At 53.9% G+C, this 25,880-nt stretch carries 22 protein-coding genes; 10 read left to right on the forward strand and 12 right to left on the reverse strand.

The window, feature by feature from the left end; all coding sequences use genetic code 11:
• Positions 1-2 precede the first annotated feature (2 nt).
• From rseP to pyrH, 6 genes are read right to left on the reverse strand one after another with little or no spacing between them, the layout of a single operon-like run.
• The gene (gene rseP, locus PHE17_RS05810; protein ID WP_301014875.1) at positions 3-1,376 is read right to left on the reverse strand and encodes an RIP metalloprotease RseP; all 1,374 of its coding nucleotides are present in this window, start codon (positions 1,374-1,376) and stop codon (positions 3-5) included.
• A 3-nt stretch (positions 1,377-1,379) separates the two neighbouring features.
• On the reverse strand, positions 1,380-2,576 hold the full coding sequence (gene ispC, locus PHE17_RS05815; protein ID WP_301014876.1) for a 1-deoxy-D-xylulose-5-phosphate reductoisomerase: 1,197 nt from the start codon (positions 2,574-2,576) through the stop codon (positions 1,380-1,382).
• An 8-nt stretch (positions 2,577-2,584) separates the two neighbouring features.
• Positions 2,585-3,388, reverse strand: coding sequence for a phosphatidate cytidylyltransferase (locus PHE17_RS05820; protein WP_301014877.1), 804 nt, complete (start codon positions 3,386-3,388; stop codon positions 2,585-2,587).
• Positions 3,381-4,109, reverse strand: a complete 729-nt coding sequence (uppS, locus tag PHE17_RS05825; protein WP_301014878.1) for a polyprenyl diphosphate synthase — start codon at positions 4,107-4,109, stop codon at positions 3,381-3,383. Before uppS ends, PHE17_RS05820 begins: the two co-directional genes overlap by 8 nt.
• The gene (gene frr, locus PHE17_RS05830; RefSeq protein WP_301014879.1) at positions 4,109-4,666 is read right to left on the reverse strand and encodes a ribosome recycling factor; all 558 of its coding nucleotides are present in this window, start codon (positions 4,664-4,666) and stop codon (positions 4,109-4,111) included. The genes uppS and frr overlap by 1 nt, the downstream gene beginning before the upstream one ends.
• Positions 4,667-4,670: 4 nt before the next feature.
• Complete coding sequence (gene pyrH, locus PHE17_RS05835; protein WP_301014880.1) at positions 4,671-5,405, reverse strand: UMP kinase; 735 nt, start codon at positions 5,403-5,405, stop codon at positions 4,671-4,673.
• A 140-nt stretch (positions 5,406-5,545) separates the two neighbouring features.
• Here pyrH and PHE17_RS05840 point away from each other — a divergent pair, with 140 nt between their 5' ends.
• From PHE17_RS05840 to PHE17_RS05865, 6 genes are all read left to right on the forward strand, one after another.
• Complete coding sequence (locus tag PHE17_RS05840; protein WP_301014881.1) at positions 5,546-8,461, forward strand: SEFIR domain-containing protein; 2,916 nt, start codon at positions 5,546-5,548, stop codon at positions 8,459-8,461.
• A gap of 23 nt (positions 8,462-8,484) precedes the next feature.
• On the forward strand, positions 8,485-8,607 hold the full coding sequence (locus tag PHE17_RS05845) for a hypothetical protein (RefSeq protein ID WP_301014882.1): 123 nt from the start codon (positions 8,485-8,487) through the stop codon (positions 8,605-8,607).
• A gap of 158 nt (positions 8,608-8,765) precedes the next feature.
• Entirely contained in the window at positions 8,766-9,455 is a 690-nt protein-coding gene (locus PHE17_RS05850; RefSeq protein ID WP_301014883.1) for an SEFIR domain-containing protein, read from the forward strand.
• 2 nt (positions 9,456-9,457) lie between these two features.
• Complete coding sequence (locus PHE17_RS05855) at positions 9,458-12,040, forward strand: hypothetical protein (RefSeq protein WP_301014884.1); 2,583 nt, start codon at positions 9,458-9,460, stop codon at positions 12,038-12,040.
• Entirely contained in the window at positions 12,037-12,774 is a 738-nt protein-coding gene (locus PHE17_RS05860; RefSeq protein ID WP_301014885.1) for a HipA family kinase, read from the forward strand. The genes PHE17_RS05855 and PHE17_RS05860 overlap by 4 nt, the downstream gene beginning before the upstream one ends.
• Positions 12,771-13,172: a DUF3037 domain-containing protein gene (locus PHE17_RS05865; RefSeq protein WP_301014886.1), complete on the forward strand. Its 402-nt coding sequence runs from the start codon at positions 12,771-12,773 to the stop codon at positions 13,170-13,172. Before PHE17_RS05860 ends, PHE17_RS05865 begins: the two co-directional genes overlap by 4 nt.
• A gap of 104 nt (positions 13,173-13,276) precedes the next feature.
• Here PHE17_RS05865 and tsf read toward each other — a convergent pair whose 3' ends face one another.
• Positions 13,277-14,143: a translation elongation factor Ts gene (tsf, locus tag PHE17_RS05870; RefSeq protein ID WP_301014887.1), complete on the reverse strand. Its 867-nt coding sequence runs from the start codon at positions 14,141-14,143 to the stop codon at positions 13,277-13,279.
• A 36-nt stretch (positions 14,144-14,179) separates the two neighbouring features.
• Positions 14,180-14,953 (reverse strand): 30S ribosomal protein S2, encoded by a 774-nt coding sequence (rpsB, locus tag PHE17_RS05875; protein WP_301014888.1) that lies wholly within the window; start codon positions 14,951-14,953, stop codon positions 14,180-14,182.
• Positions 14,954-15,139: 186 nt separating this feature from the next.
• On the opposite strand from rpsB, the gene map reads away from it, so the two are divergent.
• Together map and glnD are read left to right on the forward strand one after the other, a co-directional pair.
• Complete coding sequence (gene map / locus PHE17_RS05880) at positions 15,140-15,946, forward strand: type I methionyl aminopeptidase (RefSeq protein ID WP_301014889.1); 807 nt, start codon at positions 15,140-15,142, stop codon at positions 15,944-15,946.
• Positions 15,943-18,573 (forward strand): [protein-PII] uridylyltransferase, encoded by a 2,631-nt coding sequence (glnD, locus tag PHE17_RS05885; RefSeq protein WP_301014890.1) that lies wholly within the window; start codon positions 15,943-15,945, stop codon positions 18,571-18,573. Before map ends, glnD begins: the two co-directional genes overlap by 4 nt.
• A gap of 74 nt (positions 18,574-18,647) precedes the next feature.
• Here glnD and pnp read toward each other — a convergent pair whose 3' ends face one another.
• The 4 genes from pnp to PHE17_RS05905 form a co-directional block, all read right to left on the reverse strand.
• A complete protein-coding gene (gene pnp, locus PHE17_RS05890; protein ID WP_301014891.1) occupies positions 18,648-20,741 on the reverse strand; it encodes a polyribonucleotide nucleotidyltransferase in 2,094 nt (697 codons plus the stop codon).
• Between the two features lie 192 nt (positions 20,742-20,933).
• A complete protein-coding gene (gene rpsO, locus PHE17_RS05895; protein ID WP_301014892.1) occupies positions 20,934-21,203 on the reverse strand; it encodes a 30S ribosomal protein S15 in 270 nt (89 codons plus the stop codon).
• Positions 21,204-21,275: 72 nt separating this feature from the next.
• A complete protein-coding gene (locus PHE17_RS05900) occupies positions 21,276-22,073 on the reverse strand; it encodes a caspase family protein (protein WP_301014893.1) in 798 nt (265 codons plus the stop codon).
• A gap of 15 nt (positions 22,074-22,088) precedes the next feature.
• The gene (locus PHE17_RS05905) at positions 22,089-24,542 is read right to left on the reverse strand and encodes a multicopper oxidase domain-containing protein (RefSeq protein WP_301014894.1); all 2,454 of its coding nucleotides are present in this window, start codon (positions 24,540-24,542) and stop codon (positions 22,089-22,091) included.
• Positions 24,543-24,750: 208 nt separating this feature from the next.
• On the opposite strand from PHE17_RS05905, the gene PHE17_RS05910 reads away from it, so the two are divergent.
• Both PHE17_RS05910 and PHE17_RS05915 read left to right on the forward strand, forming a co-directional pair.
• Positions 24,751-25,341, forward strand: coding sequence for a HupE/UreJ family protein (locus tag PHE17_RS05910; RefSeq protein WP_301014895.1), 591 nt, complete (start codon positions 24,751-24,753; stop codon positions 25,339-25,341).
• Positions 25,341-25,871 carry a HupE/UreJ family protein gene (locus tag PHE17_RS05915; RefSeq protein WP_301014896.1) on the forward strand — a complete coding sequence of 177 codons (531 nt, stop codon included), beginning with the start codon at positions 25,341-25,343 and terminating at the stop codon, positions 25,869-25,871. The genes PHE17_RS05910 and PHE17_RS05915 overlap by 1 nt, the downstream gene beginning before the upstream one ends.
• The last annotated feature ends 9 nt before the right edge of the window (positions 25,872-25,880 follow it).

Genomic DNA, 25,880 nt, shown 5'->3' on the forward strand with positions numbered 1-25,880 from the left:
AATTAATTCATCAACCGCATGAAATCGTTATACAAAGCAAGCATCATTAACCCAGCAATGAGTGCTATCCCTACCCGGAAACCGGCAGCTTCTACCTCAGCCGAAACGGGGCTACCTTTAACCAGTTCAATCAAGTAATACAGTAAGTGCCCGCCATCCAGCATCGGTACTGGCATCAGGTTTAACACCCCCAGACTGATACTGACAATTGCGAGAAATCCCAAAAAGGGGACTAAACCAATGGATGCACTTGCCCCCGCAAACTGGGCAATCGTCACTGGCCCGCTGACATTCTTCAGCGCAACTTCGCCCGTGAGCATACGCCCCATCAGTTTCAAAGTCACGACAGACATCTGTTTGGTTTTAATAAGCCCTTGCCACACCGCTTCTAAGGGCGAGTAACTTTGGGTAAACGTCAAGCGCTCACGGTCAGCTTCGGCCATGTACGAAGCCACCCCCGCACCGATACTACCAACCGATTCGCCATCAACCACTTTGGTTTCGGGGGTAACACTCAGTGTAAGCGTGTCATCACCGCGTTTTACTTGCAGGCCAACAGGTTTCCCCAAATGCTGGCGGACATAAGCAATAAAGTGTTGGACGTTATCCAAATCATTGCCATCAACGGATAGAATTTTATCCTTAGCCTGCAAACCTGCACGTTCCGCTGCTGAACCAGCAAGAATATTGCTAATCCCAACGCCATGCACCCATAACGACAGACCGACCTTATCGAGGAAACCTGATTCATCCTTGAACATGGGTTTATCCCCCATCTCCAAAGTGCGTACCGTCTCACCGCCCTCGTTCGTCGTGACCCCAATATCAAGTTTGGTGGATTTCAAGTAATCCTCCACCAACAACATATTAACGTCAGCCCACGAATCGACCGGCGTACCGTTGATGGAGTTTATTTTGTCACCGAGTTGGAATCCGGCAATGGCGGCAGGCGAATCATTGCGCACTTCCACCACAGGGTAAGAAGCTTCCACGCCCAACAGGTACGTCAGGGTATAAACGGCAATCGCTAACAGAAAATTAGCCAGTGGCCCGGCAAAGACAATCGCGGCACGTTTCCACAGCTTTTGGCGGTTGAATGCCCGTGGCAATTCCTCTTCAGGTATTTGAGCGCCTTCCTCGCATTCGCGCTCATCCAGCATTTTGACATAGCCGCCCAGTGGCAAGGCAGAGAGTACATATTCTACCTTGTCAGCATCGCTAGAAACGCGACGCCACAACGGCTTGCCGAAGCCAATGGAAAAACGCAATACCTTGACGCCGAGTTTGCGGGCAACCCAATAGTGCCCGAATTCGTGTACTGTAACCAGCACACCAATCGTGACAAGAAACGCGGGGATGATAATAAGCAAACTCATGATTCAGTGCATTTTCTTATTTTTGATCCAAGATAGTGAATGGCTACGGCTTTCCCCATCCTGAACAATAATATCCTCTAGGTTCATCGGTGTGCCTGCGGATGCTTGCTGCATCACATGCCCCACGAGCACTGGAATATCGGTGAAACCGATCTCCCGTTTGAGAAAGGCTTTCACCGCTTCCTCATTGGCTGCATTCAGGGCAATCGTGGCATAGCCCCCTTGCGCATGGGCTGCATAAGCCAGTTGCAAACAAGGGAAACGCTCCACATCCGGGCGTTCAAAATCCAACCGTGCGGTCGCAAACAAATCCAGCGGAGCGACACCCGACACCAAACGTTCAGGCCACCCCAGCGCGTAAGCAATCGGGGTACGCATGTCCGGGTTGCCCAATTGCGCCAGCACAGAACCATCATTATAGGACACCATTGAATGGATTGTACTTTGCGGATGTACTACCACTTCCACCCGTTCGGCAGGCAGGCCAAATAGCCAGCAAGCCTCAATCACTTCCAGCCCCTTATTCATCAAGGTGGCTGAATCGACGGAAATTTTTTGCCCCATCGACCAGTTGGGATGCGCAACTGCCTGTTCCGGGGTAACAGCCTGCAAGTCGCTGGCAGGCCATAGGCGGAAAGGGCCACCGGAAGCGGTCAGCAGGATTTTTTCAATCCCATCCCGTGCGCTGTGTGTAGCGGCAGCGAAAGAAGCTGGCAGGCACTGGAAAATGGCATTGTGTTCGCTGTCGATGGGCAACAGTTCTGCACCGTGTTCACGCACCGCATCCATGAACAACTGCCCGGACATTACCAGCGCCTCTTTGTTCGCCAGCATCACGCGCTTGCCTGCCCGTGCAGCAGCCAACGAAGGCAATAAACCTGCCGCACCGACAATCGCCGCCATTACGTAATCAGTTTGCGGATGGCTGGCAACCATCTCCAACGCTTGCGCACCAGCCAACACTTCCGTTTCGCTGCCCGCTTCCCGCAGGCGCTTTGCCAGCGATTCTGCTGCCACTGGCTCGACCATCACGGCATAACGGGGGTGGAATTGCAGGCACTGCCCTAACAGGCGTTCGACATTATGATTGGCGGTTAAGGCAAAAACGTGGAAACGTTCAGGGTGACGGGCAAGCACATCCAGCGTACTGACCCCGATGCTGCCACTCGAACCCAGTACGGTAATGCCTTTGGAAACCATTGCAGACCTCATCTCAGCCACAGCAGGCCAAGGGTGAAAATCGGTGCGGCAGCTAACATACTGTCAACGCGATCCAATATGCCGCCGTGACCGGGGAGGATTTTACCGCTGTCTTTAACCCCCGCTTCGCGCTTGAGCAGGCTTTCAAACAAATCACCCGCCACCGACATCAATACCACGAACAGCGACAGGATCATGAAATGGACTTCCTTACCCTGCGGTAACGGCAACCAGAAAGCAGACAACCCTGCCCAAACCGCAGTTGCCACCACCGCGCCTGACAAACCCTCACGTGATTTGCCGGGGCTGAGCGCAGGCGCGAGCTTGGTCTTACCCAATTTACGCCCGGTGAAATACGCCGCCGTATCCGCCAAGGCCACCAGCGAAATCAGGTACAGCACGTAACGGTAATCCATCGCGTGCAGCTTAAACAGCGCAAACCACGCAGGCAACAATACGAAAATGCCTAATATCCGCATCTGTAAGGAGTGCTGCTTGTAAAAACCTTGGGGGTTCGGGTAGTACCACAAAGCCACCAGCGCCATTGCCCACACTGGCACACTTACCCACAACACCGCCACCGTAGGTAAGGGCAAAAACACCAGCGGAACCGATGCCATCAGGATCATCATGGTTCCCATCATGCGCTTTTCTGGCAGGTAACAGCCGGTCAAACCTGCCCATTCCCATGCACCTAAGCCGACGATGAACATCATGGAAAACAGCGCAAATAATTCGGTGGGTAGGAAACGAATCCCCGCGAAGATCAGTGCAATCAGCACCAGCCCCGTAATCACCCGTTGTTTAAGCATTTTTCGCCCCTGATACTTGATCGCCTGTCATTCCGAAACGCCGCTGACGCCTAGCAAAATCGGCAAACGCTGTTTGCAGGCTAGCTTCATCGAATTCCGGCCATAATGTATCCGTGAAATACAACTCGGCATACGCCAGTTGCCACATCAGGAAATTGCTGATGCGCCGTTCCCCACCTGTACGGATGAACAAGTCAGGCGTTGGCACATCACCCGTTGAAAGTGCCGCATCAAACCGCGCCTCATCCATATCCGCCAAGGCCAGCTCACCGCTTACCACCTGCGCTGCCAGTGTTTGCGCAGCTTGGAGGATGTCCCAACGCCCACCGTAATTGGCGGCAATCAGCAAACGCATCCCCCCACAAGCGGCGGTCATCCCCTCCACTTGGGCAATCTTGTCTTGAAGCTCGGTGGAAAAAGCACTGCGGTCTCCGATGAACTGCATCCGCACCTGATGGCGTTGCAAGGCCGCTGCTTCACGTTCCAGCGCGGAAACAAACAGCGACATCAGGCCACTGACCTCATCTTCTGGGCGCTTCCAGTTTTCACTGCTGAACGCAAACAGGGTCAAGCATTCGACCCCGGCATCGCTGCACGCACGGATAACCTTGCGGGCAGATTCCACCCCCCGATGATGCCCCATCAAGCGGGGCAAAAAGCGTGCTTTCGCCCAGCGCCCGTTTCCATCCATCACAATGGCAACATGCCGGGGAACAGTCATCAGACCTCCATCAATTCTTTTTCTTTCTTCTCTAGCACTGTTTCCACTTCCTTGATGTAGTGGTCAGTCAGCTTCTGGATGTCGTCAGCAGCTTTGCGCTCTTCGTCTTCGGAAATGTCTTTCTCTTTCAGCAATGCCTTGAAATCGGAATTGGCATCGCGGCGGATATTGCGGATCGCAACCCGCGCACCTTCGGCTTCACCTTTAACCACTTTCACCAAATCGCGGCGGCGCTCTTCGGTCAATGCAGGCAAAGGTACACGGATAGTATTGCCGTCATTGGATGGGTTCAAACCCAGATTGGAAGTCAGGATAGCCTTCTCAATCTTGCCCGCCATCGGCTTTTCCCACGGCGTCACTTTCAGGGTACGTGCATCTTCCGTACCGATATTGGCTACTTGGCTCAACGGCACTTCAGAACCGTAGTAGTCCACCGTGATTTGATCCAACAAGCTCGGATGTGCACGGCCTGTACGGATTTTCGTTAAATCGTTGCGCAGGGACTCAATACTTTTCTGCATCCGCTGCTCTGCATCTTTTTTAATGTCTGCAATCATTTATTCAAACCTCAACCAAAGTTCCAACCGCTTCACCGCCTACAATGGCAGCAAGCGCACCCGGTGCGAACATATCGAACACACCCAAGGTAAGTTTATTATCACGGCACATCACCATGGCCGTTAAGTCCATCACACCCAACTGACGTTGGATAGCATCGTCGAAGGATAACCGATCAAAGCGTTTCGCATCAGGATTTTTTTTCGGATCAGCATCATAAATGCCGTCCACTTTAGTGGCCTTCAGCAATAAATCGCATTGCAATTCCACCCCGCGCAAACTGGCGGCGGTGTCGGTGGTGAAAAACGGGTTGCCGCTGCCTGCCGCGCAGATGACTATATCGCCTTGTACCAGATAACGGCGGGCTTGGTGGGCGGAATAGCGTTCGCCGACCTGATCAATCCCCAGCGCGGTCAGCACCCGGCAGTTGCCGCCGAGTTTCTCGATAGCGTCTTGCATCGCCAGCGAATTCATTACGGTTGCCAGCATCCCCATTTGGTCGCCACGCACCCGATCCATGCCTTTTTCCGCCAAACCCGCGCCACGGAACAGGTTGCCACCACCGATCACCACGGCAACTTGTACGCCAGAACGTTGCAATGCCAGTGTTTCGCTAGCCACACGGTAGAGGATTTCAGGGTCAATGCCGGAGTCTTGCTTGCCTAACAGGGCTTCACCACTGAGCTTCAGCAGGATGCGGCGGAAACGGGGTTCGGGGCTGGAAGGTGTCGCTGACATGGATTCGCCTACGCTTATTAAAATTGGGTGCATTTATACAGGTGGGAGGAAAAAGGGGCAAGCCAATATCGCGCCAGATTCATTGTTGCGGAAAAATCCCGTATCATCTGACGGATTATCCGCCCAAGGTAAACGCCCCCATGCCTAAGGTTTTCATCAGTTATAGCCACGATTCGGACGCGCACCGCGAATTTGTGCGCGGCCTATCCGACCGTTTGCGCAAAGAAGGGCTGGATTGCCTGATTGACCTGTACGTGAACGGCTTTCCACCCGAAGGCTGGCAGCGTTGGATGGAAAATCAGATTGAAGCGGCTGACTTTGTGCTGTTGGTTTGCACCGAAACCTATTTGCGGCGTTATCGTGGGCAGGAAACAGACGGTGGGCGCGGCGTGACGTTTGAAGGCGTGGTCATTTCGCAAACGTTGTACGACCACTATTACCATAATGCCAAATTCATTCCGGTCATCCCCGATAATGGCAACCTTAATCATGTGCCTTTGCCGCTGAAAGGCTATTCCACTTACCATCTGCCCAACCAATATGATGTGCTCTACCGGGTGTTGACCGGGCAGGCAGCGTACATAATGCCGGAATTGGGGGAAATCCGTTCCATGCCTGCGGCGAATGGGCAGTCATCGCCGCTCATCCACTCCGACCGTTTGCCTACTGTTAAGGGTGGATTTTTTGGGCGGGTGGCGGAATTGCAAATGCTGGATGAGGCGTGGCAGGAAGATGCCCTCACCCCCCGGCCCCCTCTCCCGCGAAGCGGGCGAGGGGGAGGAAGAACGCGCATTGTTCAGTTTATTGCGCCGGGTGGTACGGGCAAAACAAAACTGCTGCGCCACTGGCTTGACCACAGCGCCGACATTCCGGTGCTAATTGCGTGGTCGTTCTATTCGCAAGGTGCAAGCGAAGATAAGCAGACTTCCGCCACGCCGTTTTTCAGCCATGCGTTTGCCAAGCTGGGTTCGAGCCGCGAGCGGTTTGCGTCGGAGGAGGACAAGGGCGACCACCTCGCCGAGTTGTTGCACGGCAAACGCTACGTGCTGGTGCTGGATGGGCTGGAGCCTTTGCAACACGGCGGCGCGGCGATGCGCGGCGAACTCAAGGACAAAGCACTGCGACAGTTGCTGCGCCAGCTTACCCGCCATCCGAGCGGCTTGTGCATTATCACCACGCGGATTGCGCTGCATGAACTCAGTGACCGCGACGCGCCCACCGTCATCCGCCACGATTTGCAAAACCTGACGGCGGCGGATGGCATCCAGTTGCTGCAATCGTTGGGGGTGACGGGCAGCGCGGCGGAACTGGGCAAGGCGGTGCGTGAATACGGTGCTCATGCGCTGGCGTTGAGTTTGCTGGGGAATGTGTTGCGGCTGCGGCATCAGGGCGATGTGCGCAAGCGCGATACGCTCAAGGCACTGGTCAAAGCAAAGGGCAATCAAGACAGCCGCCACGCATTCAAGGTGATGCAGGCTTACGCGGAATGGTTTGCGGGCGAGCCGGAACTGGCGTTGCTGCACTTGTTGGGGCTGTTCGACCACCCCATCGGGCAAGAGGTGCTGCAAATGCTGTGGGATGCGCAGATTCCGCACCTGACCGCAGGCATTGATGAAGATGAATGGCTGGAAGCCATCGCCAGTTTGCGAGAAGAACACCACCTGTTGTCGCAGCATGACAGTGGCGGCGACCTCGATTGCCACCCGCTGATCCGCGAATACTTCGGCGGGCAACTGCAAACGCAGCAGCCGCAAGCGTGGCAGCAAGCGCATGAACGGCTGTACGAGTACTACAAAGCCCTGCCGGAGAACCCATTGCCCGATACGTTGGAAGAAATGCAGCCGCTGTTCAGTGCGGTGGCGCATGGGTGTGCAGCGGGGTTGCATCAACAAGTTTGGGACGAAGTATTTTGGAAACGTATTCAAAAAGAATGCTTTTACCTTTGGAGAAACTTAGGTGAATTCAGTGATAATTTAGCGACTCTTGCTCATTTTTTTGATACCCCTTGGGAAAAACCGTCACCAAACCAGTCAGATACTCGCCAAGCAGAATTATTTAATTGGACAGGCTTCGGCTTACGCGCCTTGGGGCGGCTGCGTGAGGCACTGGAGCCGATGCAGGCAGCCGTTGATTTATTCGCAAAGCAAGAAAACTGGCAACAAGCCGCCATCAACGTCAGCAACCTCAGCGAACTGCAACTCACCCTCGGTGATGTGGCGCAAGCGGTGGAGAGCGGCGCACGCAGCAGCCGCTACGCCGACCAGTCCGGGGATATGTTCCAGTTCCAGCGCATGGTCAACCGCACCACCCACGCCGATGCCCTGCATCAGGCAGGGAACACCGCCGCCGCCCTTGCCCTGTTCCGGGAAGCGGAGCAACTCCAGCAGGAACGCCAGCCTTCGTTCCCGCACCTGTATTCGCTGTGGGGTTTCCGCTACTGCGACCTGCTGCTGGCGCAGGGCAGCACAGCGAAGGTGCTGGAGCGGGCGGAATATACTTTGAAAGTTTCAACAGAGCATCTTGGTTTATTGGACATTGCACTGGATCAACTCACCCTCGGACGCGCCCACCTGCAACAACTCTTACTCCCCTCTACCTCCGGGAGAGGGGCTGGGGGTGAGGGTCTTCACTGGTTAGATCAGGCTGTCGCTGGTTTACGTGTAGCAGGAGATATTACTCGTTTACCGTGGGGTCTGCTCGCCCGTGCTGCGCTGCACCGCCACACCCGTAACTTCGCCCGCGCCCGGCAGGACTTGCAGGAAGTGTTCGACATCGCCGACGGCAGCGGGATGCGGCTGCATTTGACGGATTATCATTTGGAGATGGCGCGGTTGTTGGTAGCGGAGGAAGAAAATCCCCCTCAATCCCCCTTTTGCAAAGGGGGAAGCCAAGAGGCTGCGGGGTCTGCTGTTCCCCCCTTTGAAAAAGGGGGGCTAGGGGGGATTTCTCTCCAAGCTCACATCGAAGCCGCTGCGAAGCTGATCGCGGAAACCGGCTACCACCGCCGCGACAAAGAACTAGCCGAACTCAAGCAACAAGCCGGAATGACGGTATGAACTGACCCATTGCCGAGGAAAACATGACCAAGCAAACCTTCACATTGACCGATTTAAAAAAGCATCTTGCCCAGAAAAGCAAAGAACAGCTCATTAAGCCCGGTTCTCGGTTGCCCGTAACGCTTTCAATGACTTCAAAAAGCTAACCGATGAGTACCGGGATCGTGCGTACAGCATCGTCAAAAATGCTACCGAAGGCTGGGGGCATCAGGATTCATTGCGGGATAGCCATGATGATGTTTATGTGTGAGGGTGTCATGACAGACAGCATAATTAACGCCCCGAGAAAACAGGACTTACTCACATGACCAAGGTTTTCATCAGTTACAGCCACGATTCAAACGCGCACCGCGAATTTGTGCGCAGTATTTCCGACCGTTTGCGCAGTGAAGGGCTGGATTGCCTGATTGACCTGTACGTGAACGGCTTTCCACCGGAAGGCTGGCAGCGTTGGATGGAAAATCAGATTGAAGCGGCTGATTTTGTGTTGATGGTTTGCACGGAAACTTACCTGCGGCGGTATCGCGGGCAGGAAACCGAAGGTGGGCGCGGCGTAACGTTTGAAGGCGTGGTCATTTCGCAAACGTTGTATGACCACTATTACCGCAACACCAAATTCATTCCGGTTATCCCAGCGAATGACAGTTTGGACAATGTGCCGATAGCGTTGAAAGCTTATTCAACCTACTGCCTACCTGATGATTACGATAAACTGTACAGGGTATTGACAGCCCAACCCGAATATCAAGCTCCACCGCTAGGGCAGGTGCGCAAACTGGTATCCAATGGCGGCGTTGCACCTGCTCCCGCACCAACACAAAATACCTCGATACCCAGCAGAGGGATGCAATCCATCAATAATGAGCGACGGGTACGCTTACAGGAAAAGTTGCGGCGATTATACGAGCAATACGATTTGGAAACCCGTGTCGAAGAGAAGATGCGCATGAAGGTGATCATTGACCAGACTGAAAGCGATTTGCAGGGATTGTAAAAATGATGCCGGACTTGATTGAGGAACGCCGCGAGCGGTTGCAGGGAAAACTCAGGGGGTTGTATGAGGAATACGACCGAGAAACCCGTTTTGAGGAAAAGTTGCGGCTCAAGGCAATTATCAGCGATACAAAAAAAGACTTGCAGGAGTTGGCAGCAAACTCACGCGCAACGCCAACACCCAGCAACATCCGCATCGACCGCCTGCCCACCGTTCAAGGTGAATTCTTCGGACGTGAGGCCGAACTACAACTACTAAATGATGCTTGGACAAACGGCAAGACCAACATCATCCAATTCATAGCACCCGGCGGTACGGGTAAAACCAAGATGCTGCGCTACTGGCTGGATCAGGTGCGCCCTGAAAAGCTGATTGCATGGTCTTTCTATTCACAAGGTGCGAGTGAAGAGAAGCAGCCTAGCGCAACCCTATTTTACAACCTTTTGTTTGACTTGCTTGATCCATCAAAAACGGTCACGGATTTTGCCAATCAGCCGGAAAAGATGGGCGAGTATTTGGCTGATCTGCTGCGGCAGCAAAATTGTTTGCTGATACTGGATGGTTTTGAGCCATTGCAACATTCCAGTGCGGTACTGCGTGGTGAACTCAAAGACCGAACTCTGCGTGCTTTGTTAAAATCACTGGCAGCGCACCACGCCAGCCTTTGTATCATCACCACCCGCATTGCGATACGCGAACTTAGTGGTCATTCACAACCTGTCGTAATTTCTCATGACTTGCAAAATCTTGCCGAGCAGGATGGTGTCAAGCTATTGAAATCCCTGAATGTAACAGGTAGCGACACCGCTTTGCTCAAGGCTGTAAACGAATACGGTCGTCATGCACTGGCACTGCACTTGCTGGGCAATGCGCTCACTATCTATCTGGATGGCGATATTCTCAAACGCGACACACTGGATGAGTTGTTTGGCGAAGAAGCCTACACCGACGTTGAACGACACGCCTTCAAAGTCATGCAGGCATATAAAACATGGCTGAAAGATACGCCAGAATTACAACTGCTGTATTTGCTGAGTTTGTTTGACCACCCGATTGAGGCCGAAGTGCTGGAAGTGTTATGGAAAGCACAGATTCCCGGTTTGACGGATAAGATTCCGCTCAAGGCTTGGAAAGTTGCTATTCGTGACTTGCGTGAAAAACATCGTTTGCTCTCAACACACGAAGGTCGTCCTGACTTGCTCGACTGCCACCCGCTACTCCGCGAGTACTTCGGCAAGCAACTGCAAATCCAGCGACCTAAAGCGTGGCAACAGGCACATAAAAAACTATATGAATACTACAACGCCCTGCCTAAGAAAACCTACCCAGATACTTTGGAGGAAATGCGCCCCTTATTCCATGCCGTAACACATGGGTGTGCCGCAGGCTTACATCAACGGGTGGTAACGGAAGTTTATTATTCACGTATTGAGCGCAAAGAAGAATTTTATAACGTCAAGAAGCTTGGAGCTTTCAATGATGACCTTGCCGCCATCGCCTGCTTTTTTACCGAGGTATGGAAAAAACCTTCCGCCAAATTGCCTGACATATGGCAACTTAGGTTGTTAGGCTATGCAGGCTTCTGCTTACGGGCATTGGGACGGTTACATGAGGCATTAGAACCTATGGCCGCAAACGTTGCATTAGCCGTGAAGCAAAAAAATTGGAAAGAAGCAGCTATCGGTGCCAGCAACCTCAGCGAACTGCAACTCACCCTCGGCGATGTGGCGCAAGCGGTGGAAAGCGGCGCACGCAGCAGCCGCTACGCCGACCAGTCCGGGGATATGTTTCTGCGTATGGGATTCCGCGCCACCCACGCCGATGCCCTGCATCAGGCAGGAGACACCGCCGCCGCCCTTGCCCTGTTCCGGGAAGCGGAGCAACTCCAGCAGGAACGACAGCCGGAGTTCCCGCGCCTGTATTCGCTGCCCGGTTTCCGCTACTGCGACCTGCTGCTGGCGCAGGGCAGCACTGCGGAGGTGTTGGAACGGGCGGAATATGATTTGGATTGTTGGACGAACCATTTTAGAAATGGGAGTTTGCTGGATTTTTCACTGCCAAAACTCACCCTCGGACGCGCCCACCTGCAACAACTCTTGCCCCCCTCTACCTCTGGGAGAGGGGCTGGGGGTGAGGGTCTTCACTGGCTGGAGCAGGCTGTCGCTGGTTTGCGTGCAGCAGGAGACGCAGAAATGGTGGCACTCGGTCTGCTCGCCCGCGCTGCCCTGCACCGCCACACACACGAATTCACCCGCGCTCGGCAAGACTTACAAAAGGTCTTCGACATCGCCGAACCCAGCGGGATGCAACTGCATTTGACGGATTATCATTTGGAGATGGCGCGGTTGTTGGTGGCGGAAACCCTCACCCCAACCCCTCTCCCGCCAAGCGGGCGAGGGGCTAAGACTGGGGAAAGTGCATCTTGCCCCCCCTCTACCGCTCAGCGGGAGAGGGGGGCGGGGGGTGAGGGTCTTCAATACCACGTCGCCGAAGCCGAACGCCTGATCAACGAAACTGGCTACCACCGCCGCGACGCCGAACTGGCTGAACTCCAACAACAATTAGCCAAAGGAAACACCCCATGACCACCCCGCAAATCACCCAAATCATCCGCCGCACCGACCAAGGCGCAACTCGCCCCTTCATTTGCCGTGCCGACGATGGCAACGTGTATTACGTCAAAGGTCGGTCAGCTTCCACAGGTGAACGCATCCGCGAATGGATGGGAACCCATCTGGCAACCGCATTCGGCTTGCCCGTCCCACCCATGTGCCTACTCGAAATTCCCGATGTACTGATCAGGTCGAGCGGTGATGATACCGCCCATGATTTGGGTACAGGCTACGCAGTCGGTTCCCGCCAGATTTTGGCAGCAAGCGAACTCCGCCATGATGAAATCCCTTTGGTTCCCGCCAACATCCAACAATCGGTGTTATTGTTTGATTTCTGGGTACAAAATGAAGACCGCACCCTCTCAGACCTTGGTGGCAACCCCAATTTATTGTGGAACAAAGCAACGACCAGCCTTCACGCCATTGATTACAACCTCATCCTACCCAATGTCTTTGATGCGACGGAATTCTGGCAAACCCACGTATTCCGCCACGCCTTCGCCCAACGGGGTCTGGATGAACCGCACAAACAGCAGTTTGAACAACAGATGCAACACGCACTCGCCACTTGGCAACAAGCATGGGATCAACTGCCAGAGGAATGGCTGGACGAAAACCAAGCCACAGGTTCTTTTGACGGCACAACTGTGCTAAAACGGTTGGAGCATGACGCTACTGGCGCTATTTGGGAGGAGTTCAACACATGAAAGAAGCGTTCCAATACAATATCATCCGCTTCCAACCCGACACGGAAACGGGCGAATTCGCCAATATCGGCGTGGTCGTATACGCTCCCGTCGCCCATAGCTTAGCATTCCGCCTGCTTACACCGGGACAACATCAGCGCATTACCGGATTTTTCAGCCCACTGGATAACAGTGTTTTCCAAAGCACCTTAGCCTTAGCGCAAACCGAATTGCAACGGGTGCAAAAATTATTACCCAAGGTAACAAACCCCGCAGGCTTGTACGAAGAATTGATCCGCGCCCGCGAAGACATTATCCGCTACGCCCCCACTGGCGTAATTCTGGGCGATGCCCCGCAAACCAGTGCGAATGAGCTGTTCAACCGCTACGTAGAACGGGTACAGCCGCTAGCCGCCTGAGCAAATCCCAGACGTAAGAAAGGGGCAACCAGTGCCCCTTTCCGCAAAAACCCTTCCACTCTTCGCCCCTCTACCTATGGGAGAGGGGTTGGGGTGAGGGTTCCTTAACCCGCTGCCGCAGCCGCTTGCGCCGCTACTTCATCAGCAAAGTTTTCCTGTTTCTTCTCAATGCCTTCGCCCACTTCCAGACGGATGAATTGGCTGATACTTGCACCTTTGGATGCCAGCAAGTCGCCTACCGTTTGGTCAGGGTTCATGACGAACGGCTGGCCTACCAGCGTGATTTCGCCCAAGAACTTCTTCATGCGACCGACAACCATTTTTTCCGCAATTTCGCGTGGTTTGCCGCTTTGCATCGCGATGTCGATTTGGATTTCGCGTTCACGATCAACCACTTCGCTCGGCACACCGGATTCGTCGATGCAAACCGGACGGCTAGCCGCGATGTGCATAGCAACGTGCTTGCCAACTTCGCCTTCGCCACCGCTCATGCACACAACAACACCGATTTTCGCGCCGTGTTGGTAAGATGAAATTTGGCCTTCACCCGCATCAACCGTCACCAAACGACGGACTTGGATGTTTTCACCGATCTTAGCGATCAGTGCAGTACGGCTAGCTTCCACCATCGCAGACAGGGTTTCAACGTCTGCTACCGCGTTTGCCAATGCCAGTGCGCCAACTTCGTTAGCGAAATCAGCAAAGTTGCTGTCTTTCGCGGCAAAGTCAGTTTCGCTGTTGACTTCAACAACCGCAGCACGTTTGCCATCGTCAGAAACGGTGATGACCACGCGGCCTTCTGCGGCGATACGGCCTGCTTTCTTGTCAGCTTTAGCCGCACCGGATTTACGCATCAGGTCGATTGCCGCTTCCATCTCCCCGTTGGTTTCCGTCAGGGCTTTCTTACATTCCATCATGCCTGCGCCAGTACGTTCGCGCAGTTCTTTAACCATTCCAGCAGTAATTGCCATAGGGGGTATAACTCCTTATCTCAACGGCAACAGGGCTTAGGCGCCTGCATCCGTGGTTGGGGCAGCTTCAGCAGCAGCCTCGTCAGTGGTGGTTTCTTCAGCGACCATTTCCTGTGGAGCAACGGCAGCGCTGGTGTGGCCTTCGTTAACCGCATCGGAAGTGGCAGACACGTACAACTGGATCGCACGGATCGCGTCGTCGTTGCCCGGAATAATGTAATCAACGCCTTGCAGGGAGTTGTTGGTATCGACAACGCCGATAACTGGGATACCCAGTTTGTTGGCTTCCTGCACTGCGATTTTTTCGTAGCCCACGTCGATGATGAAAACAGCATCCGGCAGGCCGCGCATATCTTTGATACCGCCAAGGCTGCGTTCCAGCTTTTCAGCTTCGCGGGTCAGGGTCAGGATTTCTTTCTTGCCCAACTTTTGGAAAGTACCGTCTTCAGCCATTTTCTCAAGGTCTTTCAGACGCTTGATGGAGCCTTTTACGGTTTTGAAGTTGGTCAGCATACCACCCAACCAGCGATGGTTGACGTATGGCATTTTGCAAGCAACTGCTGCATCACGCACTGCATCACGTGCAGAACGCTTAGTGCCGACGAACAGGATTTTACCACCTTTGGATGCCAGCTTACCGACCACGTTCAGCGCGTCGTTGAACATTGGCAGGGTCTGTTCCAAGTTGATGATGTGAATTTTGTTGCGTTCGCCGAAGATGTACGGACCCATTTTTGGGTTCCAGTAACGGGTTTGGTGGCCGAAGTGGACACCTGCTTCCAGCATCTGGCGCATAGTAACTTTAGGCATTGTCAGTCTCCTGTGGGTTATGCCTCCATACATCCCATCAACGCAACCAGATGAAACTCATCCAGCACCCTGCGCGACGTGTCGATGTATGTGTGAATTAAAAAACAATCAGTAAAACAATTTGCGCTTAGCGCGGCGGCTTTATACCATGAAACGCTTTTAAGTGCTACTTAGGAAGTGCGGCAAATGGCGAAGACCGAAAAGAAGCGGGACATCAAGATCAAGACAGCAACAGAAATCGAGAAAATGCGGGTGGCAGGACGCCTCGCGGCAGAAGTGCTGGAAATGATCGCGCCCCACGTGGAAGTGGGTGTTTCCACCAATGAGCTTGACCGTATCTGCCATGATTACATTACCAATGTGCAGCAGGCCATCCCTGCCCCGTTGAACTATCACGGCTTCCCCAAATCCATCTGCACCTCCGTTAACCACCAGATTTGCCACGGCATCCCCAGCGATAAAATCTTGAAGAAAGGCGACATTATTAATGTCGACATTACCGTGATCAAAGACGGCTACCACGGCGACACCAGCAAGATGTTCATCGTCGGGCAACCCACCATTCCGGGAAAACGCCTGTGCGAAGTGACCCAGCGCTGCCTTTATTTAGGCATCATGCAGGTCAAACCGGGCGGAACCTTGGGCGACATAGGCCGCGCCATCCAAACTTACGCCCACAGCCAGCGCTGCTCGGTGGTGGAAGAATATTGCGGTCACGGCATCGGGCTGGATTTCCACGAAGACCCGCAAGTGCTGCACTATTACAGCAAAGACAGCGACAAAATCATCATGCAACCGGGCATGACCTTTACCATTGAGCCGATGATTAACTTGGGCAAACGCCACATCAAACAATTGCCAGACAAATGGACAGTCGTCACCAAAGACCATTCCCTCTCCGCACAGTGGGAACACACCCTGCTTGTCACCAACAACGGTTTTGAAATCCTCACCCTGCGCAGCGAAGAAGCAGACTGGCGCTCAACCCTATGATGCACTTTAACCCCCTGCTGGATGTTTTGAATAAACTGCTGGAACGCAGTGAGCTGAAAATTGCTGATTACGCCCAAGCCATCCGCGATGCCCGCAAACTGCTGGGCGAAAACTTCCGCGCCGGGGGTGAAATACTGGAGTTATTGCAGCAACACGCCGAATTCATCGACAAGCTGCTCCAGCACCTGTGGGAAAACAGCAAGATTTCTTCCAACCGTGCCACTTTGATTGCGGTCGGCGGTTACGGGCGACGTGAATTGCACCCTGCTTCCGACATCGACCTGATGGTGCTGCTGACCGAAACACCGGGCGAGGAATGCCGCGAACGCCTTTCCGCATTCATTACCCTGCTGTGGGACATTGGGCTGGATGTAGGCCATAGCGTGCGCACCCTCGACGAATGCTTGGAAGAAGCGCAGCGTGACCTGACCGTCATCACCAACCTGATTGAAGCACGTTACCTCAGCGGCAATGACAGCCTGTTTATGCGCCTGCAAGCCGCGATTGCGCCGGAACGCATGTGGAGCAGCCACGAATTTTTCCTCGCCAAACTGGAAGAGCAACAAAAACGCCACCTCAAATTTGGTGACACCTCACACCGGGTCGAACCCAACCTCAAGGAAGGGCGCGGCGGCTTACGCGACATCCAGACCATCGGCTGGGTCACATTGCGCGAATACGGCACATTTTCCCTGCAAGAGCTGTATGAAAAACGCCTGCTGGAATACGACGAATTTGAAACCCTGCGGGCAGGCCGTGAACTCTTATGGCGCATCCGTTTTGCCCTGCACGAGTTGGCTAAGCGCAAGGAAGACCGCCTGCTGTTCGATTACCAGCGTAATCTTGCGCATACGTTTGGGCATACCGATGATACCGATAATGCAGCGGTAGAAGCCTTCATGCAGCGTTACTACCGCACCATTACCGAGTTGGAACGTTTGAGTGAAATGCTGATGGGGATTTTCCGCCAGAAAATCCTGACCTTGCATCCGCCACCGCCAGAAATGTTAGGCGAGTGGTATCAAAAGCGCGGCAACCTGATTTCGGTGAACTCGCCGGATGTGTTCGTGCTCTACCCGACCGCGCTGCTGGAAATGTTCCTGTTGTTGCAGATGACGCCGGGGGTTACGGGGCTGACGCCGGATACTATCCGCCTGATCCGCCACAATTTGCACCGTATTGATGCCGGGTTCCGCCAACAATCACGCCACCGCCAGTTATTCATCCAGATATTGCGCCAACCCAAAGGCATTACCTTTGTGATGCGCTTGATGAACCGCTACGGCATTCTCGCAGCGTACATCCCCGCATTTGCCAATATCGTCGGGCGGATGCAGTACGACCTGTTCCACATGTACACCGTGGATGAGCATACCCTGTTCGTGGTGCGCAACCTGCGGCGTTACAGCACTGCGTTGGGCGCACAGGAACTGCCGTTTTGCGCGGAAGTGTTCAACACCTTGCGTAACCCGGAACTGCTGTATCTGGCGGGGCTGTTCCACGACATTGCCAAAGGGCGCAAAGGCGACCATTCCGAATTGGGGGCGAAAGATGCCTTCGTGTTCTGCCGCGAACACGGGTTAAACCTGCACGATGCCTCGCTGGTCGGCTGGCTAGTACGCAACCACTTGCTGATGAGCCTGACCGCGCAACGCAAGGACATCAGCGACCCGGCAGTCGTGCAAGAATTCGCCGAGCATGTCGCCTCACAAAGCCGCCTTGACGGCCTATTCCTGCTGACCATCGCCGACATTCGCGGGACTAACCCCACCCTGTGGAATGGCTGGAAACAAGCACTGCTGCACGAGCTTTACCACGCTACCCGCAACCTGTTACGCAACCGCACCGCCATTTCCCACGAAAGCACGCTGCTGATCGAAGAAAAACGCCACGCGGCACTGGAACAATTGTTACAAGAAGGCTTCCGCGAGCGCGATTGCCAATCATTGTGGGAACGCTTTGGCAGCGATTACCACTTACTGCATTCGGTCGAATCGGTGATTTGGCACACCCGCCACATCCTGCGCCAAGGCGGGGAAAATCCAACAGTTATCCAGATTCGCCGCACCCTCTCGGGCAGCAGCAATGTGATTTTCGTTTACGCCCGCGACCGCGACGATTTGTTTACCCGTGTGCTGTCGTCGATGGAACAGCTCAACCTCAACGTCGTACAGGCACGGATTGTTTCGACTACCGACAGCCACGACCTGTATACCTTGCACGTTTTGGGGCCAGCCAATCAGGTCATTACCAGCCCCAGCGAATTGCAGCAAATTGCCGACACCTTGCAAGCGAATCTGGAACGCGAAAAACCCTGCCGCCCGGTACACCGCAAGCCACGCATCCTGCGCCATTTCAATGTGGTAACGCGCATTATCTTTAGCCAACAAGCCGAAAAAGGACTGACACTGATGGAAATCAACGCGGGGGATATGCCGGGGCTACTCTCACGGCTAGGGGAAGCGATGGATGGCTTGGGCATCCGCGTGCATAACGCCCGCATCAATACGCTGGGGGAACAGGCGCAAGATATTTTCTACATCACCACCCGCAGCGGCGAGCGCATTACGGATGAGGCACAGCAAGATGTGATCCGTAAAACCTTGGAAAAAGCGCTAAAGGATTAAGCGCAGCAATCCATGACCCCAGAAACGACAAAAGGCCCCGAAGGGCCTTTTGTTTTAGGGAGATGGAGTAAAACTTACTCGCCTTCGCCCACTTCTTTCATGCTCAAACGCATACGACCTTGGCGGTCGATTTCGATGACCTTAACTTTGACGGTATCGCCAACGTTGACGTAATCGGTAACATTTTCCACGCGCTCATTGCTGATCTGGGAAATGTGCAACAGGCCATCTTTGCCCGGCAGGATGGTGACGAATGCACCGAAGTCCATCAGGCGTGCAACTTTGCCGGTATAAACCTTGTTCAATTCAACTTCGGCAGTGATGGCTTCGATCATGCTGCGTGCGTCATACGCGGCTTTCGCGTCAACAGCGGCAATTTTGATGAAACCTTCGTCGTCGATGTTAACTTGTGCGCCGGTTTTTTCGGTAATACCACGGATAGTTTCGCCACCTTTACCGATAACTTCGCGGATTTTTTCCGGGTTGATCTTCATGGTGACGTAACGTGGCGCGTATTCGGAGATGTCGTCACGCGGCGCTTCCAGACCTTTCGCCATTTCACCCAAGATATGCAAACGACCAGCTTTCGCTTGGGTCAGTGCTTGCTGCATGATCTCTTTGGTGATGCCGTTGATCTTGATGTCCATTTGCAGCGCGGTAATACCGTCAGCAGAACCGGCTACTTTGAAATCCATATCGCCGAGGTGGTCTTCGTCACCGAGGATGTCGGTCAGGACAGCGAAACGCTCGCCTTCCTTGATCAGACCCATGGCGATACCAGCAACAGGGGCTTTGATCGGCACGCCAGCATCCATCAGGGACAGGGAGCTGCCGCACACGCTCGCCATTGAGCTGGAACCGTTGGATTCAGTGATTTCAGACACGCAACGGATGGTGTATGGGAAATCATCAGTGTGCGGGATCATGGCTTTCACGCCACGCTTAGCCAAACGCCCATGACCGATTTCACGGCGCTTAGGGGAACCGAAACGGCCTACTTCACCCACGCAGTACGGCGGGAAGTTGTAGTTGAACAGGAAGTTATCTTTGTACTCGCCGGTAATTGCGTCGATCACCTGCGCGTCACGCTCAGTACCCAAGGTGGTAACAACCAATGCTTGGGTTTCACCACGAGTAAACAGTGCGGAACCGTGGGCACGCGGCAGCACGCCTAAACGCACGGTGATCGGGCGCACAGTTTGCAGGTCACGACCGTCGATACGCGGTTTGCCATCGAGGATACTGCCACGCACGACTTTCTTTTCAGCGTTTTTGAATTCGCCTTTAATGTCGTCAGCACTGAAACCAGCTTCGCCTTCTTTCGCAGCCAGTTTCTCAACCACTGCATCCAGAATGTCGTGGATGCGTGCGTAACGCGCTTGCTTATCAGCAATTTGGAAGGCTTCCACCAAGTCGGCGTCACACGCTGCGGCAACGGCATCTGCCAGCGCAGTATTCGCTTCTGGCGCAGTCCAATCCCAAGCTGGGTTGCCCACTTCAGCCGCCAATTCATTGATCGCTTTGATCGCCACTTGCATCTGTTCGTGACCGAACATGACCGCGCCCAGCATGACATCTTCGCTCAACTCGTCAGCTTCGGATTCAACCATCAGCACGGCTGTTTCTGTACCCGCGATCACCAGATCAAGGCCAGACGTTTTCAGCTCTTCTTTGGAAGGGTTCAGCAAGTACGCGCCATCGCGGTAGCCAACCCGTGCCGCACCGATAGGGCCTTGGAACGGCATACCAGACAGCGCCATTGCCGCAGAAGCACCCAACAGCGCTGGAATGTCCGCGCTGACCGCCGGGTTCATGGAAACCACAGTAGCAATCAGTTGCACTTCATTGGTGAAGCCATCCGGGAACAGTGGGCGCAAAGGGCGGTCGATCAGGCGGGCAATCAAGGTTTCATCTTCTGTCGCGCGGGCTTCGCGCTTGAAGAAACCACCGGGAATACGGCCTGCTGCGTAGAATTTTTCTTGGTAATCAACCGTCATTGGGAAGAAATCGCGGCCTACAACGGCTGCTTTTTGGCCTACAACGCTGACCAATACGCTGGTGTCATCCATTGTGACCATAACGGCGGCGGTAGCTTGGCGGGCGATTTCACCCGTTTCGATGGTAACGGTGTTTTGCCCGTACTGGAATGTCTTGGTAATTTTTGCCATGACGTTATTTTTCCTTAGAGATTATTTACAGTGAGATGTCACGGGCAGGCTGTTGAGAAACATTTTGGGAGGCAACAGGTTTTGCCCCAAAACCCTTATCAACAACCTTCCTGCGTGACGAATGATAATAAGTGACGTTTTATACATAACAAAACACCGCACAAAGGCGGTGTTTCGTCGGCTAGCACCTGATTAGCGGCGCAGACCAAGGCTCAGGATCAGCTTCTGGTAACGCCCCAAGTCTTTACGCTTGAGGTAGTCCAGCAGCTTACGGCGCTGGTTTACCATTGCCAACATACCACGGCGGGAATGGTGGTCATGTTTGTGGGTTGAAAAATGGTCCGTCAGGTGCTTGATTCGTGCTGTCAACAGCGCTACTTGCACTTCCGGGGACCCGGTATCTGTATCTGATTGGCGGTATTGTTCAACAACACCAGCCTTAATTTCTGCACTCAGAGACATATTCGCCTAGGCTCCAGATTAAAGGTTGCTAAAAAGGCGGAGATTATACATAGACTTGGATAGTCAGTACAGCTAAACCTGAAACGGCTTTTGCTGATCAAACCCCACATCTGGCACGCCGATCAGCGAATGTTCCGGCGGCTGGAAAACATACATCAAATCATAGACCCGCCCGAAAAAGCTGGCATAGTTACCGCTAAAATGCCCGTCATCCCACACCTGTTTCAGCGTTTTGGTGAAAAAGCCATTCGGCGTACCGCCATAAATACCGTCGTAAGCCAACTCCCCTTCCGCGCTGGCAGACAGCAGGCGCACCGTTGCCAGCACTGCCTTATCGGCATCAGCCCCATTCATCAGGTTGAGGTAAAAATCCCGCTGCTTACGCCATGTTGCCAAGGCGACATCCATCGGCATGGCACGCGGTGTCCCGATAGACGCCTCGCGTGTAACCGTCCCACTGTGGCAACTGTCCGAAATGACCAAAATACGTACCCCGGCAGCAAAGCTACTCCACAGCAAATACAATTCGTCATCCAGCAAATGTCCGTCGTACAGACACCACGTTTCATCTTGGTAATCCGCTTCATCGCCGGATACATCGCGGATTACCCCGCCATGCCCACCGAACGACAGCAACAGGATGTCACCTGCCGCCAAGACCGTACTGGCCTGAAAGATTGCCTGCGTTACCGTATCACGGGTAGCAGCTTCCCCCAGCAACTTACTGGCCTGAAACCCTTGGGATTGGGCAATGGCATACATATCTTCGGCATCCTGTACCGCCCCCACCAGCGTCCCTGTCCAACTACCATCGTAGCAGCTAGGGTCGACTGCATTTAGGCCAATATGGATGGAAATGCCTTGTGCCATTGCCCGCCTCCCGTATCAGACGCCCGGTTTGACAACGAGTTTGCCCATCATGCCCGCATCCTCATGTTCAAGGATGTGGCAGTGGAACACATACTCGCCCACCTGTTCCGGCTTATCGAACAGCACATCAATGTCAATGTAACCCATCGGCGGAACCGGGAAGGTGTCATGCATACCGTATTCCACGGGCTTTACCCGCGCGGTCATTACCATTGGTGCTGCCGCTGTCCCTGTCGTCCCTACCGGCACTTGGCGTTCCACCAACTTGAAGCTAGCCGGGACATTGTGGAACAGCTCGGCATACGATTTCACGCATTGCTCATCCATGCCTTCCACCAGATCAGCATCACCCACGTTTTCAGGCAAGTAACCATCCTTGTCCACCAACCTGAAGGCATTGACCGGGGTATCGCCCTGCGGCGGTAACGTACATGCCGCACCTTTCACCCCTACCACATGGAATTTCATCTGGTGGATGTGGAAATTGTGTATCTGCGCCGAGAGGTTATGGACGCGCCAGCGCTCCGGTTTGTGGCTGGTTTGGGTACACACATTGGTTTTGATCACCCCGGTCTTTTCAATGCGGAACTTATGGGATACCAAGCCTTTCAGCGCATCTGCCACAAGGTTGGGAACGCCGTATTCCTGCAACTTTTTGTCGAGGTTGTAGCTTTGCCCTGCTTTCGCCGGGTCAGCAAATTGGCTTTGGTACTCGACGCGCCATTTCTGGATCGTATCGGCAGTAACAGGCGCACCTTCATTCAATTCACCCGCTGCGACTAAACCAAAATGCTCTTTGGTAAATTCACCTTGGGCATCCGGTTCTGTCCCGCCATAGAACAAGGCCAGATGACGGTTAACCCCATCCTTGTCAGCCACCGGCTGGCTAGGTGTGCAAGCATCATCCGGTACTCTGACATCCTCATGGGCGACATTGGTGGGTTTCTTGGCATTCTTCAACGCCAGTTGGTAAGCGTCCAGATCAACACCGTGCAGCTTGTCGTTGGGCGTCAACTTTGCCAAACGCACCGCAGGCCAATCATCTTCGCCGGTATCAATGCCTTCTTGCGTCAGGTTATAGGAAGCAATCTTTGCTTGTGCCGCCAGCTTTTTCTTGCCGCTGTCATCCAGCACGGTGTGTTTTACGTCGTAACTGACGGTTTTATTGCCATCCTTTTCCGTTACCACCACTTTGAGTTCACACGCCGAGCCAGTCGCTGCCACTGCCTCAAAATCGACCGCAACCCCGACCCGTGTGGCGGGCGTCATCGCCAACGTACAAACCTGTTGCACATCAGTCAGCGACTTGTCGATGGTTGTCATACCGTCTTTTTCCACCACTTTAAACGGCGGGGTGTAATAGGTTTGTTCCGTACCGGGCTTTTGCTGTTGGACAGCATCCGGTTCCAGCACCAGCCGGTAAGTGGCATTGGCACTGCTGTTGGCGATACGCAAATACGCTGCTTTCGGCACATCCACACTGGGGAAAAGTTGACCGTTGACCAAGAACAACCACGAATATGCCTGCTTGCTTGCCTGCGAATGGTAATCGCAACGCCCCGGTGTATCGCTGTCAAACGCCCATTCGTCATCACTGGTTTTGTCGTGGCAAATGGTTGCCACTGCTGGGACAAACTTTTCAAACTGGTAAGTATTTGCCGCCTGTTGCTTGCTGGACTGCATGTCTTTCAACTGCAAATAAACCGGGTTCAGCAGCTTTTCAGCCTGTTCATCCCCAACCATCAGCAAACCGGACATGCCGCCTTCCAACTGAAAACCGCTCGTGCCGTGCGGGTGGGGGTGATACCAGTTCAAGCCAATTTCATGGTCAGGCAGGATGGGGTAACGGTAGGGGACGCTATCCCCGGTGGTGGAACACACATCGGCAGGATTAACCCCAGCAGGCAACTGCTGCTGTTTGGAATCCAGCAAAATGCCCAGCACATTGTCACCACGCCCGTTCTTATTGTCTTTGAAATCCCAAGCCGTCACCAAACCGTGGGTATGCAGGTTAGAAAACTGCGGTTTCATGTCAGGCAGATTTTCCGCCGGATCGTGTGAACCCAAGGCATCAAAACGCCCGTCCGCAGGCATGGTCAGCATATTTTTGAAGCTGATGCGCAATTCATCACCCCGGCGCAGTTCCAAGCGCTCAGGAATAAGGCTGTCGTTGTAAACCAGCGCGTCATTCATGGTCAGCGCAGGCTGGCTACCGTTTTCCACAGGAATTTTGACCGCTTGACGGCTAGCAGTCAGGGAATAGTTAAGGGTATTAGAACCATTCGCCCCTGATTCAAGGGTACAGTTTTTAGTTTTGGATTGGGTAATGGTCGAACATACCGGCTCACCCGCTTTGGCTTGTGGTTCCGGGGTTTGGTTTACATCGGCTTTTTGGCAATTCACCAACAAGGTAACAACAGCGGATAAGCTGAAGACACCTAGCAGCCTCGCAGTCTGCAACGGTTTCATAGGATAGCATCCTCCTTGACGTGGAACTTCTTATTCCCTGAATACTAGTCAGGAATCAACTGCATATCTGGCGCGGCAGGGAAAAACCCGACGAAAGGTCACATTAGGCATTTGAATAACACCCCCGCGATTACCTGCCTGAATCCTTGCGCAGACTGGTAGGCGATCAGCTATAGTTACGCCATCAACCCTATACGGAATTAAAGCTATGCGTTTCATCACTTCGGCTGGATTGTTGCTTGCCCTGTTTGTGGGGACGACCTCGGTGGCGTTTGCCCACACCGGCGGCGGAATCGGCGGCGGTTTTGCCAGTGGTTTTACCCACCCATTAAACGGCTTGGATCATATTGCGGCAATGGTCGCGGTTGGCCTGTGGGGCGCGTTCCTCGGGCGGCCTGCGATTTGGTTGCTGCCGGTGGTATTCCCGTTGGTAATGACCTTTGGTGGGGCAATGGGGATTATGGGTATTCCTGTGCCTGCGGTGGAAACGGGGATTGCGGTTTCCGCGATTGTCCTTGGCTTGATGGTGGCGCTGGCAGCAAAACCACCGTTGTGGGTGGCGGCAGTCTTGGTCGGGGTGTTTGCGATTTTCCACGGCTATGCCCACGGCGCAGAATTGCCCCAAGCGGCGAATCCGCTGGCGTATAGCGTAGGTTTTGTAGTTGCCACGGGTTTGCTGCATTTGTGTGGGATTGCGGTGGGCTTGTTGGTGCAATGGTCAGCGGGGCATGTGGCTGTCCGCGCTGGCGGGGCGGTCATTAGCCTGATTGGGGTCGCTTTCTTGCTCGGGCTATTGTGATGTATGGCTTGGTGGCGGGGGCATTACACCCCTTACTGACACCTGCGCACCTGATCGTGTTGGTGGCGCTGGGGTTGTTGTTGGGGCAACAAGGCGTGCGGCATTGGACACTGGATTTCCCCAGTTTCGCCGTGACCTTGGTGGCAGGGCTACTGCTTAGCAATGTGTATGGCAATCCCTTCCCGTTTGACAATAACCTGATTTTGTTGGCCGTGGCCTTATTGGCGGGGCTGTTGGCGGTGGTGGCTTACCCGCTGCCACGTTGGTTGGTGTGGTTATTGGTGGTCAAGGCGAGCACGGTGATTGGGCTGGATACTGTCCCGACGGTGTTACCCGGCATTGCCGCCCATAAAATCTACCTGACCTTGGCAGGCTCGGCACTTAGCAGTTGCGCTTTGCTGCTGGGCTTGAGTGTTTTCAGTTTTTACCTGTCTAAGCTGTGGGAAGGCATTGCGGTGCGGGTATTGGGGTCATGGGTAACAGCCAGTGCCGTCTTGACCTTGGCCTTACGCTTTGCCCACAAAACTTAAATCCATTCG

This window comes from Thiothrix sp. (assembly GCF_028714775.1).
GTDB lineage: Bacteria > Pseudomonadota > Gammaproteobacteria > Thiotrichales > Thiotrichaceae > Thiothrix.